General features: G+C 67.6%; 22 protein-coding genes and 1 tRNA gene. 14 read left to right on the forward strand and 9 right to left on the reverse strand.

Annotated features, from left to right (window positions below; translation table 11 throughout):
- Positions 1-70: 70 nt before the first annotated feature.
- Genes J2X52_RS13470 through J2X52_RS13480 form a run of 3 tightly spaced genes read left to right on the forward strand, consistent with a single transcriptional unit; the run spans position 71 to position 3,544 of the window.
- Positions 71-622 carry a GNAT family N-acetyltransferase gene (locus J2X52_RS13470; protein ID WP_310154274.1) on the forward strand — a complete coding sequence of 184 codons (552 nt, stop codon included), beginning with the start codon at positions 71-73 and terminating at the stop codon, positions 620-622.
- Positions 619-1,263 carry a glutathione S-transferase family protein gene (locus J2X52_RS13475; protein WP_310154276.1) on the forward strand — a complete coding sequence of 215 codons (645 nt, stop codon included), beginning with the start codon at positions 619-621 and terminating at the stop codon, positions 1,261-1,263. The genes J2X52_RS13470 and J2X52_RS13475 overlap by 4 nt, the downstream gene beginning before the upstream one ends.
- Positions 1,264-1,273: 10 nt before the next feature.
- Positions 1,274-3,544, forward strand: a complete 2,271-nt coding sequence (locus J2X52_RS13480; RefSeq protein WP_310154278.1) for a thiamine pyrophosphate-dependent enzyme — start codon at positions 1,274-1,276, stop codon at positions 3,542-3,544.
- A 175-nt stretch (positions 3,545-3,719) separates the two neighbouring features.
- Here the strand turns inward: J2X52_RS13480 and J2X52_RS13485 are convergent, their stop codons facing one another.
- A complete protein-coding gene (locus tag J2X52_RS13485) occupies positions 3,720-4,136 on the reverse strand; it encodes an OmpA family protein (RefSeq protein ID WP_310154280.1) in 417 nt (138 codons plus the stop codon).
- A 248-nt stretch (positions 4,137-4,384) separates the two neighbouring features.
- Positions 4,385-5,137 carry a folate-binding protein gene (locus J2X52_RS13490; protein WP_310154285.1) on the reverse strand — a complete coding sequence of 251 codons (753 nt, stop codon included), beginning with the start codon at positions 5,135-5,137 and terminating at the stop codon, positions 4,385-4,387.
- Between the two features lie 133 nt (positions 5,138-5,270).
- Between J2X52_RS13490 and J2X52_RS13495 the strand changes: the two genes are divergently transcribed.
- The 9 genes from J2X52_RS13495 to lolD all read left to right on the forward strand — a co-directional run bounded on the left by J2X52_RS13495 (position 5,271) and on the right by lolD (position 11,776).
- Positions 5,271-5,438: a DUF1674 domain-containing protein gene (locus J2X52_RS13495; protein ID WP_310154288.1), complete on the forward strand. Its 168-nt coding sequence runs from the start codon at positions 5,271-5,273 to the stop codon at positions 5,436-5,438.
- Between the two features lie 81 nt (positions 5,439-5,519).
- Positions 5,520-5,915: a succinate dehydrogenase, cytochrome b556 subunit gene (gene sdhC / locus J2X52_RS13500; RefSeq protein ID WP_310154290.1), complete on the forward strand. Its 396-nt coding sequence runs from the start codon at positions 5,520-5,522 to the stop codon at positions 5,913-5,915.
- Positions 5,912-6,331, forward strand: a complete 420-nt coding sequence (sdhD, locus tag J2X52_RS13505) for a succinate dehydrogenase, hydrophobic membrane anchor protein (RefSeq protein WP_310154292.1) — start codon at positions 5,912-5,914, stop codon at positions 6,329-6,331. Before sdhC ends, sdhD begins: the two co-directional genes overlap by 4 nt.
- Before the next feature lie 7 nt (positions 6,332-6,338).
- Positions 6,339-8,129 carry a succinate dehydrogenase flavoprotein subunit gene (gene sdhA / locus J2X52_RS13510; RefSeq protein WP_310154294.1) on the forward strand — a complete coding sequence of 597 codons (1,791 nt, stop codon included), beginning with the start codon at positions 6,339-6,341 and terminating at the stop codon, positions 8,127-8,129.
- A 14-nt stretch (positions 8,130-8,143) separates the two neighbouring features.
- Entirely contained in the window at positions 8,144-8,926 is a 783-nt protein-coding gene (locus tag J2X52_RS13515) for a succinate dehydrogenase iron-sulfur subunit (protein WP_232135770.1), read from the forward strand.
- Positions 8,927-9,065: 139 nt separating this feature from the next.
- Positions 9,066-9,323 (forward strand): succinate dehydrogenase assembly factor 2, encoded by a 258-nt coding sequence (locus J2X52_RS13520; RefSeq protein WP_310154296.1) that lies wholly within the window; start codon positions 9,066-9,068, stop codon positions 9,321-9,323.
- Between the two features lie 34 nt (positions 9,324-9,357).
- A complete protein-coding gene (locus J2X52_RS13525; protein WP_310154298.1) occupies positions 9,358-9,741 on the forward strand; it encodes a hypothetical protein in 384 nt (127 codons plus the stop codon).
- 69 nt (positions 9,742-9,810) lie between these two features.
- On the forward strand, positions 9,811-11,052 hold the full coding sequence (locus J2X52_RS13530) for a lipoprotein-releasing ABC transporter permease subunit (RefSeq protein WP_310154300.1): 1,242 nt from the start codon (positions 9,811-9,813) through the stop codon (positions 11,050-11,052).
- On the forward strand, positions 11,045-11,776 hold the full coding sequence (gene lolD / locus J2X52_RS13535; protein WP_310154302.1) for a lipoprotein-releasing ABC transporter ATP-binding protein LolD: 732 nt from the start codon (positions 11,045-11,047) through the stop codon (positions 11,774-11,776). Before J2X52_RS13530 ends, lolD begins: the two co-directional genes overlap by 8 nt.
- Positions 11,777-11,861: 85 nt before the next feature.
- On the opposite strand, the gene J2X52_RS13540 is transcribed toward lolD, so the two are convergent.
- The 7 genes from J2X52_RS13540 to J2X52_RS13570 all read right to left on the reverse strand — a co-directional run bounded on the left by J2X52_RS13540 (position 11,862) and on the right by J2X52_RS13570 (position 19,047).
- Positions 11,862-12,728, reverse strand: a complete 867-nt coding sequence (locus J2X52_RS13540; RefSeq protein ID WP_310154320.1) for a DMT family transporter — start codon at positions 12,726-12,728, stop codon at positions 11,862-11,864.
- Positions 12,729-12,787: 59 nt separating this feature from the next.
- A complete protein-coding gene (murB, locus tag J2X52_RS13545; RefSeq protein WP_310154304.1) occupies positions 12,788-13,819 on the reverse strand; it encodes a UDP-N-acetylmuramate dehydrogenase in 1,032 nt (343 codons plus the stop codon).
- A gap of 8 nt (positions 13,820-13,827) precedes the next feature.
- A complete protein-coding gene (locus J2X52_RS13550) occupies positions 13,828-14,880 on the reverse strand; it encodes a quinone-dependent dihydroorotate dehydrogenase (protein WP_310154307.1) in 1,053 nt (350 codons plus the stop codon).
- On the reverse strand, positions 14,880-15,170 hold the full coding sequence (locus tag J2X52_RS13555) for a DUF4190 domain-containing protein (protein WP_310154309.1): 291 nt from the start codon (positions 15,168-15,170) through the stop codon (positions 14,880-14,882). Before J2X52_RS13555 ends, J2X52_RS13550 begins: the two co-directional genes overlap by 1 nt.
- A gap of 204 nt (positions 15,171-15,374) precedes the next feature.
- Positions 15,375-16,910: an aldehyde dehydrogenase family protein gene (locus tag J2X52_RS13560; protein ID WP_310154310.1), complete on the reverse strand. Its 1,536-nt coding sequence runs from the start codon at positions 16,908-16,910 to the stop codon at positions 15,375-15,377.
- Positions 16,911-17,012: 102 nt separating this feature from the next.
- Positions 17,013-17,089: transfer RNA gene (locus J2X52_RS13565), tRNA-Arg, on the reverse strand.
- 74 nt (positions 17,090-17,163) lie between these two features.
- The gene (locus J2X52_RS13570; RefSeq protein ID WP_310154312.1) at positions 17,164-19,047 is read right to left on the reverse strand and encodes a diguanylate cyclase; all 1,884 of its coding nucleotides are present in this window, start codon (positions 19,045-19,047) and stop codon (positions 17,164-17,166) included.
- A 91-nt stretch (positions 19,048-19,138) separates the two neighbouring features.
- On the opposite strand from J2X52_RS13570, the gene J2X52_RS13575 reads away from it, so the two are divergent.
- On the forward strand, positions 19,139-20,698 hold the full coding sequence (locus J2X52_RS13575) for a calcineurin-like phosphoesterase family protein (protein WP_310154314.1): 1,560 nt from the start codon (positions 19,139-19,141) through the stop codon (positions 20,696-20,698).
- Entirely contained in the window at positions 20,695-20,835 is a 141-nt protein-coding gene (locus J2X52_RS13580) for a hypothetical protein (RefSeq protein WP_310154316.1), read from the forward strand. The genes J2X52_RS13575 and J2X52_RS13580 overlap by 4 nt, the downstream gene beginning before the upstream one ends.
- The last annotated feature ends 386 nt before the right edge of the window (positions 20,836-21,221 follow it).

Below are 21,221 nucleotides of genomic sequence, written 5' to 3' on the forward strand. Positions count from 1 at the left end.
CCCGCGGTCCGGGCGCCGCATGCGCGGCGGGGACCGAGGCCACTGCACCGACGTTCCAGGAGGTCACGACGTGCCATATCCGGATGTCCAGCTCGAAACCGAACGCCTGATCCTGCGCCTGCCGCGGCGCGAGGACTTCGAGGCGTATGCCGAATTTGCCGGCGATGCGGAGACCATGCGTCACCTCGGTGGCGTGCAGCCGCCACCGACGGCCTGGCGCAGCCTGGCCGCACTGGTGGGCAGTTGGCATTTGCTGGGATACGGCATGTTCTCGGTGATCGAGAAGGCCAGCGGCGACTGGATCGGCCGGGTCGGGCCTTGGCAGCCGTTCGGATGGCCGGGTCCCGAAGTGGGCTGGAGCCTGCGTCGCGCATCGTGGGGGCAGGGGTACGGGCCTGAAGCGGCGGCCGCGACGATCGATTGGGCATTCGACACGCTGGGCTGGGACGAAGTGATTCACACCATTGCACCGGCCAATGCCGGTTCGAAACGTGTCGCGGAAAAGCTGGGCTCGTGCTTTCTGCGCATGGGTCTGCTGCCCGCACCGTTTGACACCGACCCAATGGAGATATGGGGTCAGACGCGCGCCCAGTGGCAGGCGGGCAGGGCGACTCCTGCATGACCGTCGTCTACGGGTACTCGCCGTCCGGCAACTGCCACAAGGTGCGTCTGCTGCTGGCGCAACTCGGGCGGCCCTACACGTGGATCGAAACCGACAGCAGTCGCGGCGAGACGCGCACGCCGGCGTATCTGGCGAAGAATCCGAACGGCCAGGTGCCGATGCTGGAGCTCGAGGACGGCCGCGTCCTGGTCGAGTCGAACGCGATCCTGTGTTTCCTCGCCGCCGGCACGCCGTTGCTGCCGACTGATCCCTGGCAGCACGCGCAGGCGCTGCGCTGGATGTTCTTCGAGCAGTACAGCCATGAGCCGGCGATCGCGGTCGCGCGTTTCATCCGCGGCTGGACCGAAGCCGATTCGTCGCGCCGCGCTGAACTTCCCGCGCTGCAGGCGCGTGGCCATCGTGCGCTGGCGGTCATGGAGGGCCATCTCGCGGGCGGCGCGGCATGGTTTTCCGGCAGCGTTTATGGCGTCGCCGATATTGCGCTGTTCGCCTATACCGCCGTCGCGCCCGACGGCGGCCTCGACCTGGCCCCGTATCCCGCGCTGCAAGACTGGCTGACGCGCGTGCGCGGCACGCCGGGTTTCATCGACATGCCGGCGCCCGCGCCGGTGAACGCCGCGAGGCTCGCGGCCACGGACTGAAGGTGACTCGATGTTCGCAGTCGTTCCCGATCCGATCCCGGCCCGCATGAAGGGGCTCAACCGCGCCGAGATCTGCGACGCGAATTTCCAGCAGTTCGTTCGCGACTGGGAAGGGCCGCGCGCTGCGGCGCCGGCCGAAGACGCGCCGATTCTCCACGGCAGCGCTCTCGATGCACGAGGCTTCCGAGAGCTGTTCGAATCGCAGCTGATCAGCCGACACCTCGATCTGATGGCACGCGTGCTGCGCGTGCAGAACAAGGTCTTCTACACGATCGGTTCCAGCGGCCACGAGGGCAACGCGATGGTCGCGCGCGTCACACGGCATACCGATCCAGCGTTCCTGCACTACCGCAGCGGCGGCTTCATGGCGGAGCGGTTCCGCAAGGTGCCGGGGATGGATCCGGTCATGGATTCGGCATTGTCGTTCGCCGCCAGCGCGGATGATCCGGCCAGCGGCGGTCGGCACAAGGTCTGGGGCAGCAAGCCGCTGTGGGTGCTGCCGCAGACCTCGACAATCGCCTCGCACCTGCCCAAGGCGCTGGGCACCGCGATCGCGATCGAGCACGCGCGTCGTATCGGCCATGCGCTGCCGGTGCCCGCCGACAGCATCGTGGTGTGCTCGTTCGGCGATGCGTCGACCAACCACGCGACTGCGCAGACAGCGTTCAACGCCGCGGCCTACACCGCGTACCAGAAGCTGCCCGCGCCGGTGTTGTTCGTCTGCGAGGACAACGGCATCGGCATTTCAGTGAAGACACCGGAGGGCTGGATCGCGCGCAATTTCGCCCACCGCCCGGACCTCGACTATTTCGCCGCCGACGGGCTGGATCTGGGAGCCGGCTACGGCCAGGTGGCACGCGCGGTCGAGCACTGCCGTCGCATGCGGCGTCCCACCTTCCTGCACCTGCGCACGGTCCGTCTCATGGGCCACGCCGGGACCGACTTCGAGATCGAATGGCGCGCGCTGGGGGAATTGTGCGCCGTCGAGGCCAGCGATCCGCTGCTGCGCAGCGCCGCGATCGCACTCCAGTCCGGCCTGATGTCGAAGCAAGATTTGCTGGCGTTGTATGAAACCACGCGTGCGCGGTGTTTCGCAGCCGCGGAAGATGCCGACAGCCGTCCGCGACTGACCCGGCTTGACGATGTGATGGCGCCGCTCGCGCCGTATTCGCCCGGGCCGGTGCACGAAGAGGCCACCCGTGTTCCCGACGCGGCAGCGCGCCTCGCGGCCTTTGGCAGCGAGGCCGCGCTGCCCGAGCGTCAGCCGCCGAAGCATCTCGCGGTGCAGATCAACCAGACGCTGCACGACCTGTTCGCAAAGTATCCCGAAGCCCTGTTGTTCGGCGAGGACGTCGCCAAGAAGGGGGGTGTCTATACCGTGACCAAGGGGCTGCAGAAGGCCTTCGGCGGCCGACGCGTGTTCAACACCCTGCTCGACGAGACGACGATCCTCGGCCTGGCGCAGGGCTTCGCCAACATGGGCATGCTCCCGCTGCCGGAGATCCAGTACCTGGCGTACTTCCACAATGCCGGCGACCAGATCCGCGGCGAGGCCGCCAGCCTGCAGTTCTTCAGCAACGGGCAGTACCGCAATCCGATGGTCGTGCGGATCGCATCGCTGGGCTACCAGCGCGGGTTCGGCGGGCATTTCCACAACGACAACTCGATTGCCGCACTGCGCGACATTCCCGGCATCGTCATCGGCTGCCCCTCGCGCGGCGACGACGCAGCGACGATGCTGCGCACGCTCACCGCGATGGCCAAGGTCGACGGCCGCGTCTGCCTGTTCCTCGAACCGATCGCGCTGTACATGGCCAAGGATCTGTACGCCGCAGGCGACGGCGGCTGGTCGACGACATACCCGACGCCGGACCAGGCGATGCCGTTCGGCGAGGCGCGCGTCTACGACGCGGATGCCACCGACCTGGTCGTGCTGACGTTCGGCAATGGTGTGCCGATGAGTCTGCGCGCGGCGCGCGCGATCGAAGCCGAGCGCGGCTGGCGGGTGCGCGTAGTCGATCTGCGCTGGCTGTTGCCGCTCAACGAGGGCGAGATTGCCCGCCATGTCGGCGAGTGTGCCCGCGTGCTCGTGGTGGACGAGGGCCGGCGCAGTGCGGGCGTGGGCGAGGGCATCGTCACCGCGATCGCCGAGGCCGGGTTCGGCGACGTGCCGCTTCGGCGCGTGGTGGGCGCCGATACGTTCACGCCGCTGGCGGGCGCGGCGTTCCTGGTGATTCCGTCGGAGGCGGACATCGTGACGGCGGCGTTAGCGATGGTGTAACGCACCTGTTGGTGCAGGGATGTGCCTCGTCAGCCAGAAGGGAAATGGACACCGTTTGTTCTTGGCGAGGGTCGATCAGGGGGGGCGCATTTGCGAAAGCACCCTCATCCGCCCTGCGGGCACCTTCCCCCAGAGGGGGAAGGGTCGCAACCCATCAAGAAGCTCGCGATCGGCGTCAGTCCGCCAACCGCACTCGCACTTCCACACGTCGGTTCGGCGCCAGGCAGGTGATCAACGCCTGACCGCGCTCCGATCCACACTCTGCCACTGGCTCCACATCGCCGCGCCCGACGGCCGTGATGCGGTCCGACGGTACGCCGCGCTCGACCAGATAATCGCGGACAGCGTCGGCGCGGCGGTTCGACAGGCGCAGGTTGCCTTGGCGGTTACCGATGCGGTCGCTGTGTCCGATGACGTGGACGACGTCGAGATTGCGGCCAGTCAGGCGGCCGGCGAGTGTGTCGAGTGCGGCGCGCCCCGCCGGGCTGATGTCGCGGATGTCGGCCTTGCCGAATGCGAACAGGCCGTCGGCGTCGAGTTGCTCGACGAACGCGGTCGGCTCGGGAGGCGCTGGCGCGGCGGATTCGTGCATCGGTGCCGAGCTTGCGCAGGCAGCGAGTACACACGTAAACACGGATGCGGCAAACGCCGCAGACAGCGAGCTGTGCTTCATGACGACCCCTTGGATGATGCCCCTGATCCATATCGCCACACCGGCGGCAGCCCATGCGGCGACGGCTTCGACATTTCCCCTGGGCGCGTGCGCCCCCTGTCGCGGCCGAGCATAGCAGCCGGATCACGACATTCGCATGGCGGACGAGCGGGGGTGAATCCGCGGGATCAGCGGGCGAGGCCGTCCAGCAGCGGTGTATCGACGACATCGATGCCGCCGATCTGCAGCGGCGCATCCAGGCGTTCGAGCGGCAGCACGGCCAGCACGAGATCGCCGGCGACGGACACGACCTTGCCTTGCACCTGCTCGCCGGCACGCACATCTTCGCCAGCTGCGGCATCAGGCGCGCCGCGCAGGACGGCCAGGCCGCGCTTCGCCTGGCCGAGGAAGTGCGTGCGCGCGACGATCTCCTGTCCGGGATAGCAGCCCTTGGCAACGCTGAAGGCACGCAGGCGTTCCAGCGACAGCTGTTGCGGCGTCCACTGCTCGCGCTGGTCCGCGTCGAGGCGGGGCAGGCCGTGGGTGATGTCGAAGGCGCGCCAGCGGCGTTGCGCATCCTCATCGACTGCGATCACCGGATCGGCTTCGCGCAGGGTAAGGGAGCGCGGTTCCGACGGTGAGCCGAGGTCCAGCTCGACCGCAGACGCATCGATCGCGGCAGTCGCACCGCGCGCAATCGACGGCAATGCGAACTGTCCCATCGCAGAAACGCCACCGCCCACCTCGATCGAGACCTTGCTGCGGAAGACGTAGCGTTTCAACGATGTCGCCAATGCAGCGATATCGGCGTCGAGCACGATCAGGTCGAGCCGCTCCGCGCTGTGCCGCAAGACGGCGAACAGGGCGATCACGCGCCCCTTCGGGGTCAACCAACCGCTCCACTGCCACTGTCCGTCACCGAGCGCCGCGATGTCGCTCATGAACTGCGCCTGCGCGAATGCGATGCAATCGCGTCCGTGAAGCGTCAGCGACGCGATGTCCGGAAGCGCGAATGCAGGGCGTGAAGTGGATTGCAGCTTGTCTGACATGCCTGTGGGAACTAAAATTGAACGAATGACCAACCCCGACATCATAGGCGAGCAGACGGACACGCCGTCGTCGACGCCTGCGGAAATGCCTGTTCCGGCATCGCCGCCCGCCGAAGAGATCGGAGGCCGCGAGGGCCTCGATCCGACGCGCTATGGCGACTGGGAAAAGAACGGTCGTTGCATCGATTTCTGATCTGTCACGTCGTGTCTGGCGGGCAGATCCGCAGTACCAGCCACGCGGCGAGACGCCGCCAGCGAGGAGAGCACTACAACGATGGCACACCGTAACCGTCCTCTGTCACCGTTCATGCTCGGCACGCTGTATCGCCTGCAGATCACATCGGTGATGTCCCTGATGCACCGGGTCACCGGCATCATCGCCTCGGTCGGTGCATTCGGCCTCGCCTGGTGGTTGCTGGCGGTCGCCCAAGGCGGCGACGCCTACGCGAATGCGTCGGCCTGCCTCGCTTCGCCGTTGGGCACGCTCGCACTCGCCGCGTTCTCGTTCGCGCTGGTCTATCACCTGCTCAATGGCATCCGCCACCTGATGTGGGATGCGGGCATGGGCTTCGAACTGCCGGAGGTCTATCGCTCCGGGTACACCGTGATCACGCTGGCCGTCGTGCTGACGGCCGTGATCTGGTTCATTGCATTGCGGGGTGGCGCATGAGCGAGTCGAAGGCACCGGTCGAGGTCGTGCGCCAGCGCGATTTCCGCACGCCGGTCGGTCGTGCACGTGGCCTGGGCTCGGGCAAGACCGGGACCAGTCATTTCTGGTGGCAGCGCGTGACCGCCGTCGCGCTAGTGCCGCTGGTCGCCTGGTTCATCGGCACGCTGGTGTCGCTGGCCGGCGCTGACCTCGCCACCGTGCAGACCGTCATCGCGCGTCCGTTCAATGCGATCGCCTTCGCGCTCTTCGCGATCGCCATGTTCTGGCACGCCAAGCTCGGCCTGCAGGTGATCATCGAGGACTACATCCACCAGCGCGCGCTGGAAGTCAGTCTCCAGCTTCTCGTCACATTCGCCTGCGCCGCTGGCGCGCTCGCATCGCTGTACGCGATTGCGCGCATCGCACTGCTGGGCTGAGAACCACATGACCAACGCTTACAAGATCACCGAACACACCTACGACATGATCGTCGTCGGCGCCGGCGGCGCCGGCCTGCGCGCGACCTTCGGGCTGGCCCACAAGGGCCTGCAGACCGCATGTCTGACCAAGGTCTTCCCCACACGCTCGCACACCGTGGCGGCGCAGGGCGGCATCTCCGCGGCGCTCGGCAACATGGGCGAGGACGACTGGCGCTATCACTTCTACGACACGATCAAGGGTTCCGACTGGCTGGGCGACCAAGACGCCATCCAGTACATGTGCCGCGAGGCGATCCCCGCGATCATCGAGCTCGAGCACCAGGGCGTACCGTTCTCGCGCACCGAAGAGGGCAAGATCTACCAGCGCCCCTTCGGCGGCATGACCACCCATTACGGCAAGGGCACCGCCCAGCGCACCTGCGCGGCGGCCGACCGTACCGGTCACGCGATCCTGCACACGCTCTATCAGCAGTCGCTGGCGCATGACGCACGCTTCTTCATCGAGTACTTCGCCCTCGATCTGATCATGGACGAGGACGGCGCCTGCCGCGGCGTGCTCGCCCTCGACATGGCCGAAGGCACGCTGCATCTGTTCCGCGCCCAGGGCGTGGTGCTGGCGACCGGCGGCTACGGCCGTGCGTACTTCTCCGCGACTTCGGCGCACACCTGCACCGGCGACGGTGGCGGCATGGCGCTGCGTGCGGGCCTGGGTCTGCAGGACATGGAGTTCGTGCAGTTCCACCCGACCGGCATCTACGGCGCGGGCTGCCTGATTACCGAAGGCGTGCGCGGCGAAGGCGGCATCCTGCGCAACGCTAGCGGCGAACGCTTCATGGAGCGCTACGCGCCCAACGCCAAGGATCTCGCCTCGCGCGACGTCGTCTCGCGTTCGATGACGATGGAGATCCGTGAAGGCCGCGGTGTCGGCGAGCACAAGGATCACATCCATCTGGATCTGACCCATCTCGATCCGAAGGACATCCACGAGAAGCTGCCCGGTATCGCCGAGAGCGCGCGGATCTTCGCCGGCGTCGACGTCGAGAAGCAGCCGATCCCGGTGATTCCGACCGTTCACTACAACATGGGCGGCATCCCGACCAACTATCACGGCGAAGTCGTGCAGTTGAAGGATGGCAATCCGGATGCAGTGGTGCCGGGCCTGTACGCGATCGGCGAAGCCGCCTGCGTGTCGGTGCACGGTGCCAATCGCCTGGGTTCGAACTCGCTGCTGGATCTGGTGGTGTTCGGCCGTGCGGTCGCGAACCGCTGCGCCGAGACGATCACACCGAACGCACGCCACAAGCCGCTGCCCAAGGATGCCTGCGACCAGTCGCTGGCGAATCTCGACAAGCTGCGCCATGCGACGGGCGGCACGCCGACCTCGGTGATCCGCGACAACATGCAGCGCACGATGCAGAACGACGCCGCGGTGTTCCGCACCAGCAAGACGCTGGCCGAGGGTGTCGACAAGATCCGCGAGATCCACGCTTCGTTCGCCGACGTCAAGGTCAGCGACCGGTCCATGGTGTGGAACTCGGATCTGATCGAAACCATGGAACTGCAGAACCTGCTGGGCCAGGCGCTGGTGACCATCGTCTCGGCCGAGAACCGCAAGGAATCCCGCGGCGCGCACGCGCACGAGGACTTCCCGGACCGCGACGACGAGAACTGGCACAAGCACACGCTGTGCTGGGCCGACGATGCCGGCAACACGCAGATCGATTACCGCCCGGTGCACATGTACACGCTCGACGACGAAGTCGAAGTCGTGCCGCCGAAAGCACGCGTTTACTGAGCCGGGGACCCCAGATGGCAGAATTTTCGCTTCCGAAGAATTCCAAGGTGCAGCAGGGCCGGCACTTCCCGGCCACAGGCGCCACGCGTACGCGCACCTTCAAGGTCTACCGCTGGAATCCCGATGACGGTCGCAATCCGTCGACGGATACCTACGAAGTCGATCTCGACAAGTGCGGTCCGATGGTTCTCGACGCGCTGATCAAGATCAAGAACGAGATCGATCCGACGCTGACCTTCCGCCGTTCGTGCCGCGAGGGCATCTGCGGTTCGTGCGCGATGAACATCGACGGCACGAACACGCTGGCCTGCACCCGCGCGATCGAGGACTGCAAGAAGGCCGAGGTGCCGATCTACCCGCTGCCGCACATGGAAGTGGTCAAGGATCTGGTCCCCGACCTGACCCACTTCTACGCGCAGTACGCCTCGATCCAGCCGTGGATCCGCACGCAGAGCGCGGCGCCGCCGGACCGTGAACGCCTGCAGTCCAAGGAAGACCGCGCCAAGCTCGACGGCCTGTACGAGTGCATCCTGTGCGCCTGCTGTTCGACCAGCTGCCCGAGCTACTGGTGGAACGGCGAGCGTTACCTCGGCCCGGCGGTCCTGCTGCAGGCCTACCGCTGGATCATCGACAGCCGCGACGAGGACACCGGTGCGCGTCTGGACGATCTGGAAGATCCGTTCAAGCTCTACCGCTGCCACACGATCATGAACTGCGCTCGGACCTGCCCGAAGGGTCTGAATCCCGCCAAGGCGATCGGCGAGATCAAGCAGCTGATGCTGGCGCGGCGTGGCTGATTGGTTGGCGCCTGATCGGTGCGTTGCATCGGTCGGGCGCACAGGCGGCGCCAGTTCCCTTCGGAATACCTGCCCGTCATTCCGGCTTTCGCCGGAATGACGGGGCTATAGTCCGCGACCCGTCAGGGATCAGGCACGCATGACTTACGACGACGCCACCGAACTCCGTCGCCTGCGCTGGCGCAGCCGGCGTGGCATGCGTGAACTCGATCGGTTGTTCGAACGCTGGCTCGACCGCTGCTGGCCGTCATCCACCGAAGCCGAACGCGAGGTTTTCCGACGGTTGCTGGATTGCGAGGACGATAGGCTCTGGAAGTGGTTCCTCGGCCATGAGCGTTCCGATGATGCGCAGCTCGACACCCTCGTACAGTCGATCCGGCAGCTGCCGCCAAGCTGAGCCACTGCCGCTGCGGTTGGCCTGGCGGCCCTCCATGTTGTTGCAGGGCGCGCTCGCGTTGCTCGGCGTCTGCGCCTGCATCGCGTTGCGGCTGTCGGAACTGCCGCCGCTCGCGACCGTTTGCGCGCTGCCGCTGATCGTCGCCGTGACTCTGCACCGCATCGCCATCGAACGGCGCGCCCCGATACGCGAGCTGATCATCGATGCCGCAGGCACCGTGCACCTCGACGGCGTCGTTCTTGAGACCCCGCAACTCGAATGGCGCGGGCCGATGGCGGTCCTGCGCTGGCGCGACGGCCGGCGCAGGCGGCACCTGCTGTGGTGGCCCGACACGCTGCCGCCGGCTGCACGACGTGAACTCCGACTGGCCGCATCAGCCCTCGCAACGCGACCGCCAGCGGATTCGATGGCACCATAGCGACGCCCCGGGCGGGCGGTGCACCGGCGCAGCTGCCGCAGGCGCCGCGGCCCCCATGACCGGACGCTCATGCTCAGACCCATTCCTGCCGCCATCGGCCTGCGTTATCTCAGGGCCAAGCGGCGCAACGGCTTCATCTCCTTCATCTCGCTGGCCTCGATCCTCGGCATCGCCATCGGCGTGACCGTGCTGATCACCACGCTCGCGGTGATGAGCGGCTTCCAGAAGGAAATCCGCGACCGCATGCTCGGCATGGTCGCGCACGCGACGATCAGCGCCGACGGCGACACGCTGTCGAACTGGCAGCGCGCGGTCGACGTGGCCCGCGAAGATCCCCGCGTCGCCGGCGCCGCGCCCTACGTCGACACGCAGGCATTGCTGCGCGGCCGCCGCAACGAGCCCGCCGCGGTGCGTGCGATCGTGCCCGAGGACGAAGCGCAGGTGTCGGACCTCACCACGTCGATGGTCATCGGCAAGCTCGAGGACCTGCAGCCGGGCACGTTCAACATCGTGCTCGGGCGCGAACTCGCGCTGTGGCTCGGCGTGGGCGTCGGCGACAGCGTCATCGTCACTACCGACTTCCAGGTCACGCCGATGGGCGCGGTGCCGCAGCTCAAACGCTTCACCGTCAGCGGCATTTTCGAGGCCGGCTATCAGGATTTCGACCGGCGCCTGGCCGTGGTCAATCTCAGCGATGCGCAGCGCCTGCTGCGCATTGGCGATGGCGTCACCGGCGTGCGCCTGAAACTGCACGACATGGATCGTGCGCAGCAGGTCACGCGCGATCTGGTGCACAAGCTGGGCGGCGTGTACCGGGTCAGCGACTGGAGCATCGAGAACGCGAACATGTTCCGCGCGCTCAAACTCGAGAAGACCATGATCGGCATCCTGCTGTCGCTGATCATCGTCATGGGCTCGTTCAATCTCGTCGCGTCGCAGGTGAGCCTGGTGACCGACAAGCAGGCCGACATCGCGATCCTGCGCACGCTGGGGCTCACGCCCGGCGGGGTCATGCAGGTGTTCATGGTGCAGGGCACGATGATCGGCGTGATCGGCACGATTCTCGGCATCACCGGCGGTCTGCTGCTGACCTTCAATCTCGAACACATCCTCGGCGCGATCGAACGCGTGTTCGGCGTCGTGCTGATGCCCGAGGACGTCTATTACGTGACTGGCCTGCCGATCGACCTGCAGGTCAGCGACGTGGTGATGATCGCCAGCGTCGCACTGGTGATGGCCTTCGTCGCAACGATCTATCCGGCGCTGCGCGCGGCGCGCACGGCCCCGGCGGAGGCGCTGCGCTATGAGTGACACGATCACGGCTGCACCCACGACCGCGCCCGATACTGTCGTACTCGCGGCCGAAGGCCTGGGCAAGACCTACGCCGAAGGCAGCTTGAACACGCCGGTATTCGACGGCCTGGATTTCGCGGTGCGCGCCGGCGAGACCGTCGCGATCCTCGGCGCATCCGGCGCCGGCAAGAGCACGCTGCTGCATCTGCTCGGCGGGCTGGATACGCCGACCGCGGGCGAGGTGTTCGTGTCGGGGCAGAAGATGAGCGCGCTGTCGAACGCCGCGCGCGGCACGCTGCGCAACCGCTCGCTGGGCTTCGTCTACCAGTTCCACCATCTGCTGCCCGAGTTCACGGCGCTGGAGAACGTCATGCTGCCGGCGCTGCTCAACGGCGCCAGCGATGCCGATGCGACCAAGCGTTCGCGCGATCTGCTGGAGACCGTCGGCCTCGGCCATCGTCTCGCCCACAAGCCGGGCGAACTGTCGGGCGGTGAGCGTCAGCGCGCCGCGGTCGCGCGTGCGCTGGTCAACAAGCCGGCCTGCGTGCTCGGTGACGAGCCGACCGGCAATCTCGATGAGCGCACCGCGGCGACAGTGTTCGAGCTGATGCTCGAGCTCAACCGCGCGCAGCACACCAGCCTGGTGCTGGTGACCCACGACCGCCGGCTTGCGCGCAAGCTCGACCGGGTGATGGAGCTGCACCAGGGCAAGCTGCGCGAGGTCGCAAAGGACGACGTCTGACGCGCGACCTGTAGGAGCGCGCTGGCGCGCGAAGAGGTGTTGCCGGTCAAGCCCATCGCGCGCCAGCGCGCTCCTACAGGTCCGGTTATTCGCTCGGCTTCGCCGCTTCTGCTGGCCGCTGCGTCGCCGCCCGGCGCGACAGCACCGCTTCGCGATGCGCGATGTAGCCGTTCGCGCCGAACACGATCGCCGCGCCGATTGCGGTCCACATGTCGATGACCTCGCCAAACAGCAGCCAGCCGAACAGCACGACGATCGGCAGCTGCACGAAGCTGATCGGCTGCAGCGCCGACACTTCGCCCAGGCGCAGCGCCCGCGTCCACAGCCACTGGCCCAGCGTGCCGAGCACGCCGGTCGCGATCAGCCACAGCCAGACCGTCGGGCTCGGCCAGACCCACTGGAACAGCGCCGGCACCAACGACAGCGGCACCCACAGCAGGTAGGTGTAGAAAACGATCGTGTCCGGGGCATCCAGCTTCGAGAGCTGCTTCATCTGGATCGCGACGAGCGCGGCGAGCAGCGCGCCGATCACCGGCACCAGCATCGCAGCCGTGAACGCCACGCCAGGCCGCAGGATCACCAGCACGCCGAGAAACCCTGCGGACACCGCCATCCAGCGCCGGACGCGCACGATCTCGCCGAGCCAGATCACCGCCGCGATCGTCGCGAACAGCGGCGCCGCGTACGAGAGCGAGATCGCCTGCGACAAGGGCAGATGGCCGATCGCCCAGAACGCGCACAGCATCGAGCCCAGGCCGACCACAGTGCGGACCACGTAACGGCCCAGATTGCGCGTGCGCGGCAGACCAGCGCCGCTGCGCAGGATGATCGGCAGCAGCGCCAGCAGGCCGAAGAAGTTGCGGAAGAAGGCGACTTCGGTCGTCGGGACGGTCGCCGATGCGTAGCGGATCGCGATCGCCATCAGTGCGAAGGCCGAGGTGCTGCCGAGCATCAGCAGCGCGGCTTGTCCCTGCACGGTCGCGGGTCGCCAGCGGAGCAGGGCGCGCGCGTTCACCACGTCGCCCCGACGATCCTCGGTTCGGGCTCCAGCGTCACGCCGAAGCGCATCTGCACCGAGGCTGCGATGCGCCGCGCAAGCCCAAGCAGCTCGGTGCCCCGTGCGTTGCCGTGATTCACCAGCACCAGCGCGTGGCCGGGCGCGACGCCGGCATCGCCGTCGCGATGGCCTTTCCAGCCGCAGCGATCGATCAGCCACGCCGCCGACAGCTTGCGCAGGCCGTCGTCGACGGCGAACACCGGGATGCCTGCATGCGCGGCGACCAGCGCCGCGGCCTGCGCGGCCGGCACGATCGGATTCTTGAAGAAACTGCCGGCGTTGCCGATCACCGCGGGGTCCGGCAGCTTGCTGCGACGGATATCGATGACGGCTTCGGCCACGTCGAGCGGGCGGGGCGCCGTGATGCCGCGCGCGGCCAGCACGTCGCGCAGGCCGGCGTAGTCGAGCACCGGCTGCGCGAAGCGATGCAGCGCGAATTCGACCGAGGTGACGATCCAGCGATCCGGCATCTGCTTGAAGACACTGTCGCGATAGGCGAAGCGGCAGGCGTCTGCGTCGAGCCGTACGAAGCTGCGCGTGTCCTGGTCGAAGGCCTCGACCGCGACCACGTGTTCACCGACCTCGACGCCATACGCGCCGATGTTCTGGATCGGCGCCGCGCCGACCGTGCCCGGAATCAGCGCGAAGTTCTCGAGGCCGCCGAGTTCCTGCGCCAGCGTCCACAACACGAAGCCGTGCCAGTCGGCACCGGCCGCAGCGCGCACGATGACCTGTTCGCCATCGTCGGAGACCACGTTGCGACGCGCATCGACGATCGCAAGTGCCTCGGCCGCGTCGCCCGCGAACAGCAGATTGCTGCCGCCGCCGATGACCAGCGGGCGCACGTCACCGTCGAACATGGCGAGTGCCTGCGGCAGTGCCGCTGCGTCGAGCACCTCGATCAACCGGCGCGCATGCGCGGCCACGCCGAAGGTGTTGCGCGGGCGCAGATCGGCCGGCTGTAGCAGGCGGAAGGAATCGGACATCGCTGCGGTCAGAGGCTGGGCAGGTTGCCGCGGCTCGGCGCTTCACGGCGTCGGCGGATCGCCTCGACGCAATCGCCGATCAGTGCCGGCCCGCGATAGATCAGGCCCGAATACACCTGCACCAGAGAAGCACCGGCGGCCATCTTCTTGACCGCATCGGCGCCGGAGAGGATGCCACCCACACCGACCAGCGGGATCTCGCTGGCGAGGCGCGTGCGCATCATCCGCAGCACGGTGGTCGATTTGTTCATCAGCGGCTCGCCGGACAGGCCACCGGCTTCGCCAGCGAGGCGGTCGTCCTGCACGCTGATGCGCGAGATCGTGGTGTTGGTGGCGATCACGCCGTCGACGCGGAGATCCGACAGCACGCGCGCCGCGGCCTCGATGTCGTCATCGCTGAGGTCGGGCGCCACCTTGACCAGCAAGGGCACGCGTTTGCCGTGCTGCGCGGCCAGACGCTCCTGCGCCTCGCGCAGCGTGCCGATCAGCCGACGCAATGCCTGCTCTTCCTGCAGCTCACGCAGCCCGGCGGTGTTGGGCGATGAGATGTTGACGGTGATGTAGTCGGCCAGCGGATACACCCGCTCCATGCAGAACAGGTAGTCGTCGGCCGCGGATTCATTCGGCGTGTCCTTGTTCTTGCCGATGTTGATGCCGAGGATGCCGGGGCGCTTTGCGCGGCTGACGTTGGCGATCAGGGCGTCGACGCCCTGGTTGTTGAAACCCAGGCGGTTGATCAGCGCGCGGTGGCGGGGCAGCCGGAACATACGCGGCTTCGGGTTGCCGTCCTGCGGCCTGGGCGTGATCGTGCCGATCTCGACAAAGCCGAAGCCCAGCGCGAACAGCGCATCGATGTGGTCGCCGTTCTTGTCGAGTCCGGCGGCGAGGCCGACCGGGTTCGGGAAACGCAGGCCGAAGGCCTCGGTCGGCAGCGGTGGCGGTGGCGTGGCGATCAACGACGACAGGCCCATGCGATGCAGCGCATCCAACGCGGTGAGCGTGACGCCGTGCGCGCGTTCGGGGTCGAGCCGGAACAGCAGCGGACGGGCGCTTGCGTACATCAGGACGCCGCCGCGATGAAGGCCAGCAGGCCGCCGAAGAACAGGAACACGAACAGCAGGCCGATGATCGCCATCGCGACCATCAGATAACCCAGCACCAGCCCTGCGATCGCCAGGCCATCGCCCTCCAGTGCTTCGGGACGTCGCCGGATCTCGGCGCGTGCGAGGTGTCCGGTCACGATCGCGACGACACTGCCGATGACCGGCAACAGCGACCAGCCGAGCAGCCCGGCGACGAGACTGATGATCGCCATCGCACTGGTCTGGCGGTATGCGACAGGCGTGTTCATGCGCGTGGACCTCGCGTCGGAGCATCGGACACAGGCAGGCGCACGGCGCGATCACGCGGTGCGACAGACGAACGGGCCGGAATTCGCGGCGCCATCGGCGGCGGTCCAGGGAAAGCGGGGGAAGGCACGATTATTCAGACACCCGGGTGTGGCGCGCAAGCGCGCAGACGCCGCGGACCGGCTCCGCGGCGTCCGGGATCGACCTCAGAGGTCGAACTTGATGCCCTGTGCGAGCGGCATGGAATCGGAGTAGTTGATCGTGTTGGTCTGGCGGCGCATGTAGGCGCGCCACGCGTCCGAACCCGATTCACGACCGCCGCCGGTTTCCTTCTCGCCACCGAAGGCGCCGCCGATTTCCGCGCCCGAGGTGCCGATGTTGACGTTGGCGATGCCGCAATCCGAACCCCAGGCCGACAGGAACTGCTCGGACGCGCGCAGGTCGGTGGTGAACAGCGACGACGACAGACCCTGCGGCACGTCGTTCTGCAGGTCGATCGCTTCTTCCAGATCGCGGTACTTCATGACGTAGAGGATCGGCGCGAAGGTTTCGGTCTGCACGACCTCGGCGTCGTTGGTCAGGCCACTGACCAGCGCAGGCAGCACGAAGTTGCCCTTGCGGTCGGTGAGCGCCTTGCCGCCACTCTCGATCGTGCCGCCGCTGGCCTTGGCCTTCTCGATCGCGTCCAGATACGCCTGCACGCCGTCGCGGCTGTTGAGCGGGCCCATCAGGTTGGCGGCATCGGTGGGATCGCCGATCCTCGATTCGACCTGGCTGTAGGCGGTCTTGAGCTTGCCCAGCACGTCGTCGTAGATCGACTCGTGCACGAACAGGCGGCGCGTCGTCGTGCAGCGCTGGCCGGCGGTGCCGACGGCGCCGAACACGATCGCCGGAATCGCCAGTTTCAGGTCGGCGGTCGGATCGACGATGATCGCGTTGTTCCCGCCCAGTTCCAGCAGCGAGCGGCCCATGCGCTTGGCGACGCGCTCACCGACGTGGCGGCCGACCTTGGTCGAACCGGTGAAGCTGACCAGCGCGATGCGCTTGTCGTCGACGAAGGCCTGCGCGAGATCGCTGCCGGCATCGTTGAACAGGAAGAAGATGTCCGGGAAGCCGGCCTTGTTCAGCGCCTCGTTGCAGATCTTCATCGACGCGATGGCGGAGAGCGGCGTCTTCGGCGACGGCTTCCAGATCGAGATATTGCCGCAGACCGCGGCGACCAGCGCGTTCCAGGCCCACACCGCGACCGGGAAGTTGAACGCGCTGATGATGCCGACCACGCCCATCGGGTGCCACTGCTCGTACATGCGGTGGCCCGGACGCTCGGAGTGCATGGTCAGGCCATAGAGCTGGCGCGAAAGGCCGACCGCGAATTCGCCGATGTCGATCATTTCCTGCACTTCGCCGTCGCCTTCCGGCTTCGACTTGCCCATCTCCAGCGCGACCAGCGAACCCAGCGCGTCCTTGTGCGTGCGCAGCGCGTCGGCGCACAGGCGCACGGCTTCGCCACGGCGCGGCGCCGGCGTCTTGCGCCAGATCTTGAACGCCGCCTGGGCGCGCTCGACGATCAGGTCGTAATCGGCCTGCGAGCTGGCCTGCACGCGGGCGAGCACTTCGCCGTCGGTCGGGTTGACGGGTTCGATGACGCCGGCGTCGCGGGTCTTCGACCACTCGCCGTTGCCCAGATAGGTGCCCGATTCGGTATCGGACAGGCCGAGCGCGGTGAGGACGGAATGGGTCATGGACGGAACTCCTTGTGAGCGGACGCCGCCGATGTGAAAACCGGCGGACGTTCGGTGGGAAGCGGCGCGACGCGGCGCAGGGCCGTTGGGGGAAGTCGCGGTTGGTGACCCCGGCCCGATTCGAACGGGCGACCTGTCCCTTAGGAGGGGACCGCTCTATCCAGCTGAGCTACGGGGCCGTGTAGCCGCACAGGATACCGGACTGGCCCGGCTGCACGAAACCACGGGTCTGGGCGTGACGCGGGGCTGGGCGTCAGCCGGCCGTGGACAGCTCCACGCAGTCGCGGCCATTGGCCTTGGCGGCGTACAGCGCGCAGTCGGCACTGCCCAGAACATCGTCGAGGTCGGTGTCGGCCTGCGGATCAAGCACGTGCACGCCGATGCTCGCCGTGACCCGGATCCGCTTCTCGCCACTGGGACAGGCCTCATCGCCGAGCTGGTGGCGGATGGCTTCGGCAATGACGCCAGCTTCGGCCAGACCGCAGTCGGGAATTGCGACCACGAATTCTTCGCCGCCGAAACGGGCGAGCAGGGCGTCGTGCGGGCGCAGGATGCGACCGATGCACCGCGCTGCCCAGCGCAGGCAGTCGTCGCCGGCGAGGTGGCCGTGACGGTCGTTGATCGACTTGAAATGGTCGAGATCGATCATCAGCACCGCGAGCGGCGTGCCGCTGTGTTTCGCCTGTTGCGCGAGGTCGCGGAAGGCCTCGCGGAACCAGCTGCGGTTGTAGAGACCGGTCAGGCCGTCGCGCCGGCTCGAATCGCGCAGCCGCGCGTGCGCGTCCTCGAGCCGCAGCAGCGCGCTGCGCACTTCCTGGGTGCGTTGCGCGACCTTGCGCTCCAGCCGCAGGTTGGCTTCGGCGGTGATGCGCAGATTCTCCTGGCGCAGCGCCGCGTAACGATGACCGAGTGCGATCGACAGCAGCAGCATCTCCAGCGCCGAACCGATCTGCACGCCGTACTCGGTGGCGAAGTTCTTAGGCAGCAGGCCGAACGCCAGCAGGGTGAACGCCGCGGTGCCGAGCAGGAACATCGACCAGGCGAGCAGCAGCAGCGAGGCCGGCGCGTAGCCGCGACGCAGCACCACGATCGTCGCGATGACGATGCCGACCACGCCGACCAGCACCGCCCGCGAAGCGACGGGTGTGGAGATGCGCAGCGGCAGCCAGATCGAGGCGATGCCGAACAACACGAAGAACGCCATCAGCGCGAGCAGCAGCACATTGCCGTTCGGCCAGCGTCTGGGCAGTTCGAGGAAGGTGCGCGAGAACTGCAGCATCGCCACGAGCGCCAGGCAGATCGAGATCGGCACCATGTGGTCGGCCATCCACGACGAACTTGGCCACAGGTATTCGAAGCCCAGGCCGTTGAGCGTGAACAGCACCAGGCCGAATGCGGTGACGTGGCACAGATACCAGAAGTAGCTGGCGTCGCGCAGCGACAGCCACAGCACCAGGTTGTAGAAAAACAGTGCCAGCATGATGCCGTAGTACAGACCGATCGCCAGCTGCGCGTCGCGCGAGACCTCGGTGAACGCTTTCGGCGTGTACAGCTGCAGCGGGACCTGCATCGAGCTCTGGCTGCGCACGCGCGCCAGCAGATCCACCGGTTCGCCGACCGGCAGGTCGAAACTGAAGTTCGGATGCCGGTAGCGCACGCTGCGCGAAGCGAACGGGCGATGATCGCCGCCTGCGAAGTGCAGCACGCGATCGTCTGCGTAGCGCACGTGCAGATCGACTTCGTCGCTGAGCGGATACTCCTGCACGAGCATCCAGCGCGGTTCGTGCACTTCGCGATTGATCACGCGCGCATGGAACCAGAACGTGCCGCGCTGGAAACCGAATGCATCGACGCCGTCGGGCAACGGCATCATTTCGCCCCCGTCGATCCTTCGCCACGCGGTGGCGAGATCGTCGAGGTCCTCGGCGTCGTGGTGGTAGGCCAGTTGCGGCGCCAGCGCGACACGCTCGGTACCCGGTGCCAGCACGACCTCCTCGCGCTCGAACGCGACCGCCCACAGCGGACAGCACAGGCAGGCCAGCAGCAGCCAGCAACGCCATGCCCGCAACGTCCCGCCGATCAGCGTCATCCCTTCGCCCCCGTGTGTTCCATGCAGTTCCGCATCGGCCGTGTCCATGGCCTCCGAACGCGGGAAGCGTAGATCAGCGGCCGGCCGAAATCATCCGGCGGCATAATCCGGCGATTCCTCTGCAGCCCAGGTGTCGCCGATGTCGTCCATTCACTGTCGTTCGTTCATGCCGGCCGCGCTCGCAGCACTGTGCCTGTCGACCGGCGTCTCGTTCGCCTGCGACACCGGGCGCGTGGTCGGCACGCAGCCCGATGGCCACAGCGCAGGCCTTGCAGGTGTACGCGTGTCCGACGGTCGCAACATCGTCGATACCGATGCGGACGGCTGGTACCACGGCTTGAGCAGCGACGCGCCGGTGTTCGTGATCAAGCCGGCGGGTTGGACGCTGCCGCGTCAGGGCGCGAATCCCGCGTTCTGGCGCGCGGCCGGCAGCCGCGGCGCGGCATGCACGTTCACGCTGCAGGCGGGCGAGGCGCAGGGTTCCCTCGATGTGGCGGTGTTCGCCGATCCGCAGACCGGCACCGAAGCAGAAGTCGGCTACTACGACCGCGCCGTGGTCGAGGCCGCACGCGCGGCCGGACCGTTCGGGCTCGGGCTGATGCTCGGCGACGTCACCAACGACGATCCGGCGCTGTATCCGCTGATCGATCGCGCGACTGCACGCCTCCACGCGCCCTGGCTGCACGCGGCCGGCAATCACGATCTGGATTTCGACGCGGGTGACGACGAGGGTTCGACCGCCTCGTTTCGCGCTGCCTACGGTCCCGAAACCTACGCCTGGGAAACGCCGCAGGCGAACGTGCTGGTGCTCGACAACGTGATCTACCAGCCCGGCGCGCGGCCGGCCTATGTCGGCGGTCTGCGCGAGGACCAGTTCGCGTTCGTCGAGGCGTATCTCGCGTCCGCGCCGGTCGACCGCCTGCTGGTGGTCGCCGCGCATGTGCCCTGGTTCGACACTGCATCTGCCGGCGCGCCCGAGACGATGCGCAGCGCAGATCGCGCGCGCCTCTTCGCCGCTCTGCAGCGGCACCCGCGCGTGCTGCTGCTCACCGGCCATCGCCACACCCAGCAGCATGTGCGCCACGACGCGGCGAGCGGCTGGCACGGCGCGACGCCGCTGCACGAATACAACGTCGGCGCAGTCAGCGGCGCGTTCTGGAGCGGCGCGCCGGATGCCGAGGGCATTCCGGATGCGACGATGGCAGATGGCACGCCGAACGGCTTCGCGACGCTGCGTATCGAAACCGGTGGCGCCTATCGTCTGGCCTGGCACCCGGCGCGCGCTTCCGACGATCCGGCGATCACGCAGGCAATGGCCCTGCATGCACCGCGCGTGCTGCGGCAGGGTGCGTATCCGGCCTGGGGCGTCTATGCCAACGTCTACATGGGGCAAGCCGATACGCGCGTCGAGTTTCGCGTCGGCGACGGCGACTGGGCGCCGATGCGTCGCGTCGAACGCGCCGATCCGCGGCTGCTGCTGGAGAACGCACGCGACGATCTCGCCGAGACGCTGCGCGGCCTGGACCGATCGCCCGAGGCGACGCCGTCGATGCATCTGTGGCGCGCTGCACTGCCGACTGATCGCGAGGTCGGCGCACATGTGGTCGAAGTTCGCGCGTTCGATCCATGGCAGGGCGAACAGCGTGCGCGCATCAGCTATCGCCTCGATCGCTTCGACAATGCCGGTTCCGAACGATGAGCGCGCCGCCGCTCGATGGCCTGCCGGTGCATGCACTCGCCGACGAAACGGTGTGGGCAACGCAGCTTCCCGCGCAACCGGATGCCAGCGGGTTGTGGCTGAAGATCGCCGACAGGGCAGTGCAACACACCCGGTGACCTGTGCGCAGACGCTGGATCTCGCGCTGGGCCACGGCTGAGTCGAAGCTTCGCGGACAACAAAAAACCCGCACGGGGCGGGTTCTTCGAAGATGACCGGCTGGCGCGCGAAGGCTGGCGGGCGGGTCGTGCGCGTCGCTGGCTGGCGATGGCTGGCGTGCGGCGCGGGGCGATTCTATCGAGGCAGCGCACGGTCATGACGAAACGAGAATCAGTCTCGGAAAAGGATCTACGTCGGTTCCGCGCATGTAGGAGCGGGGGGGGGGGCGGGGGGGGGGGGGGGGGGGGGGGGGGGGGGGCGCCCCCCCCCCCCCCCCCCCACAAAAACCCCGCCCCGGGGGGGCCCCCCCCGGGCGCCCACAAGAGCGGGGGGGGGGGGCGCCCCG

The sequence above is a fragment of the Luteimonas sp. 3794 genome (assembly GCF_031456825.1).
Taxonomy (GTDB): Bacteria; Pseudomonadota; Gammaproteobacteria; order Xanthomonadales; family Xanthomonadaceae; genus Luteimonas.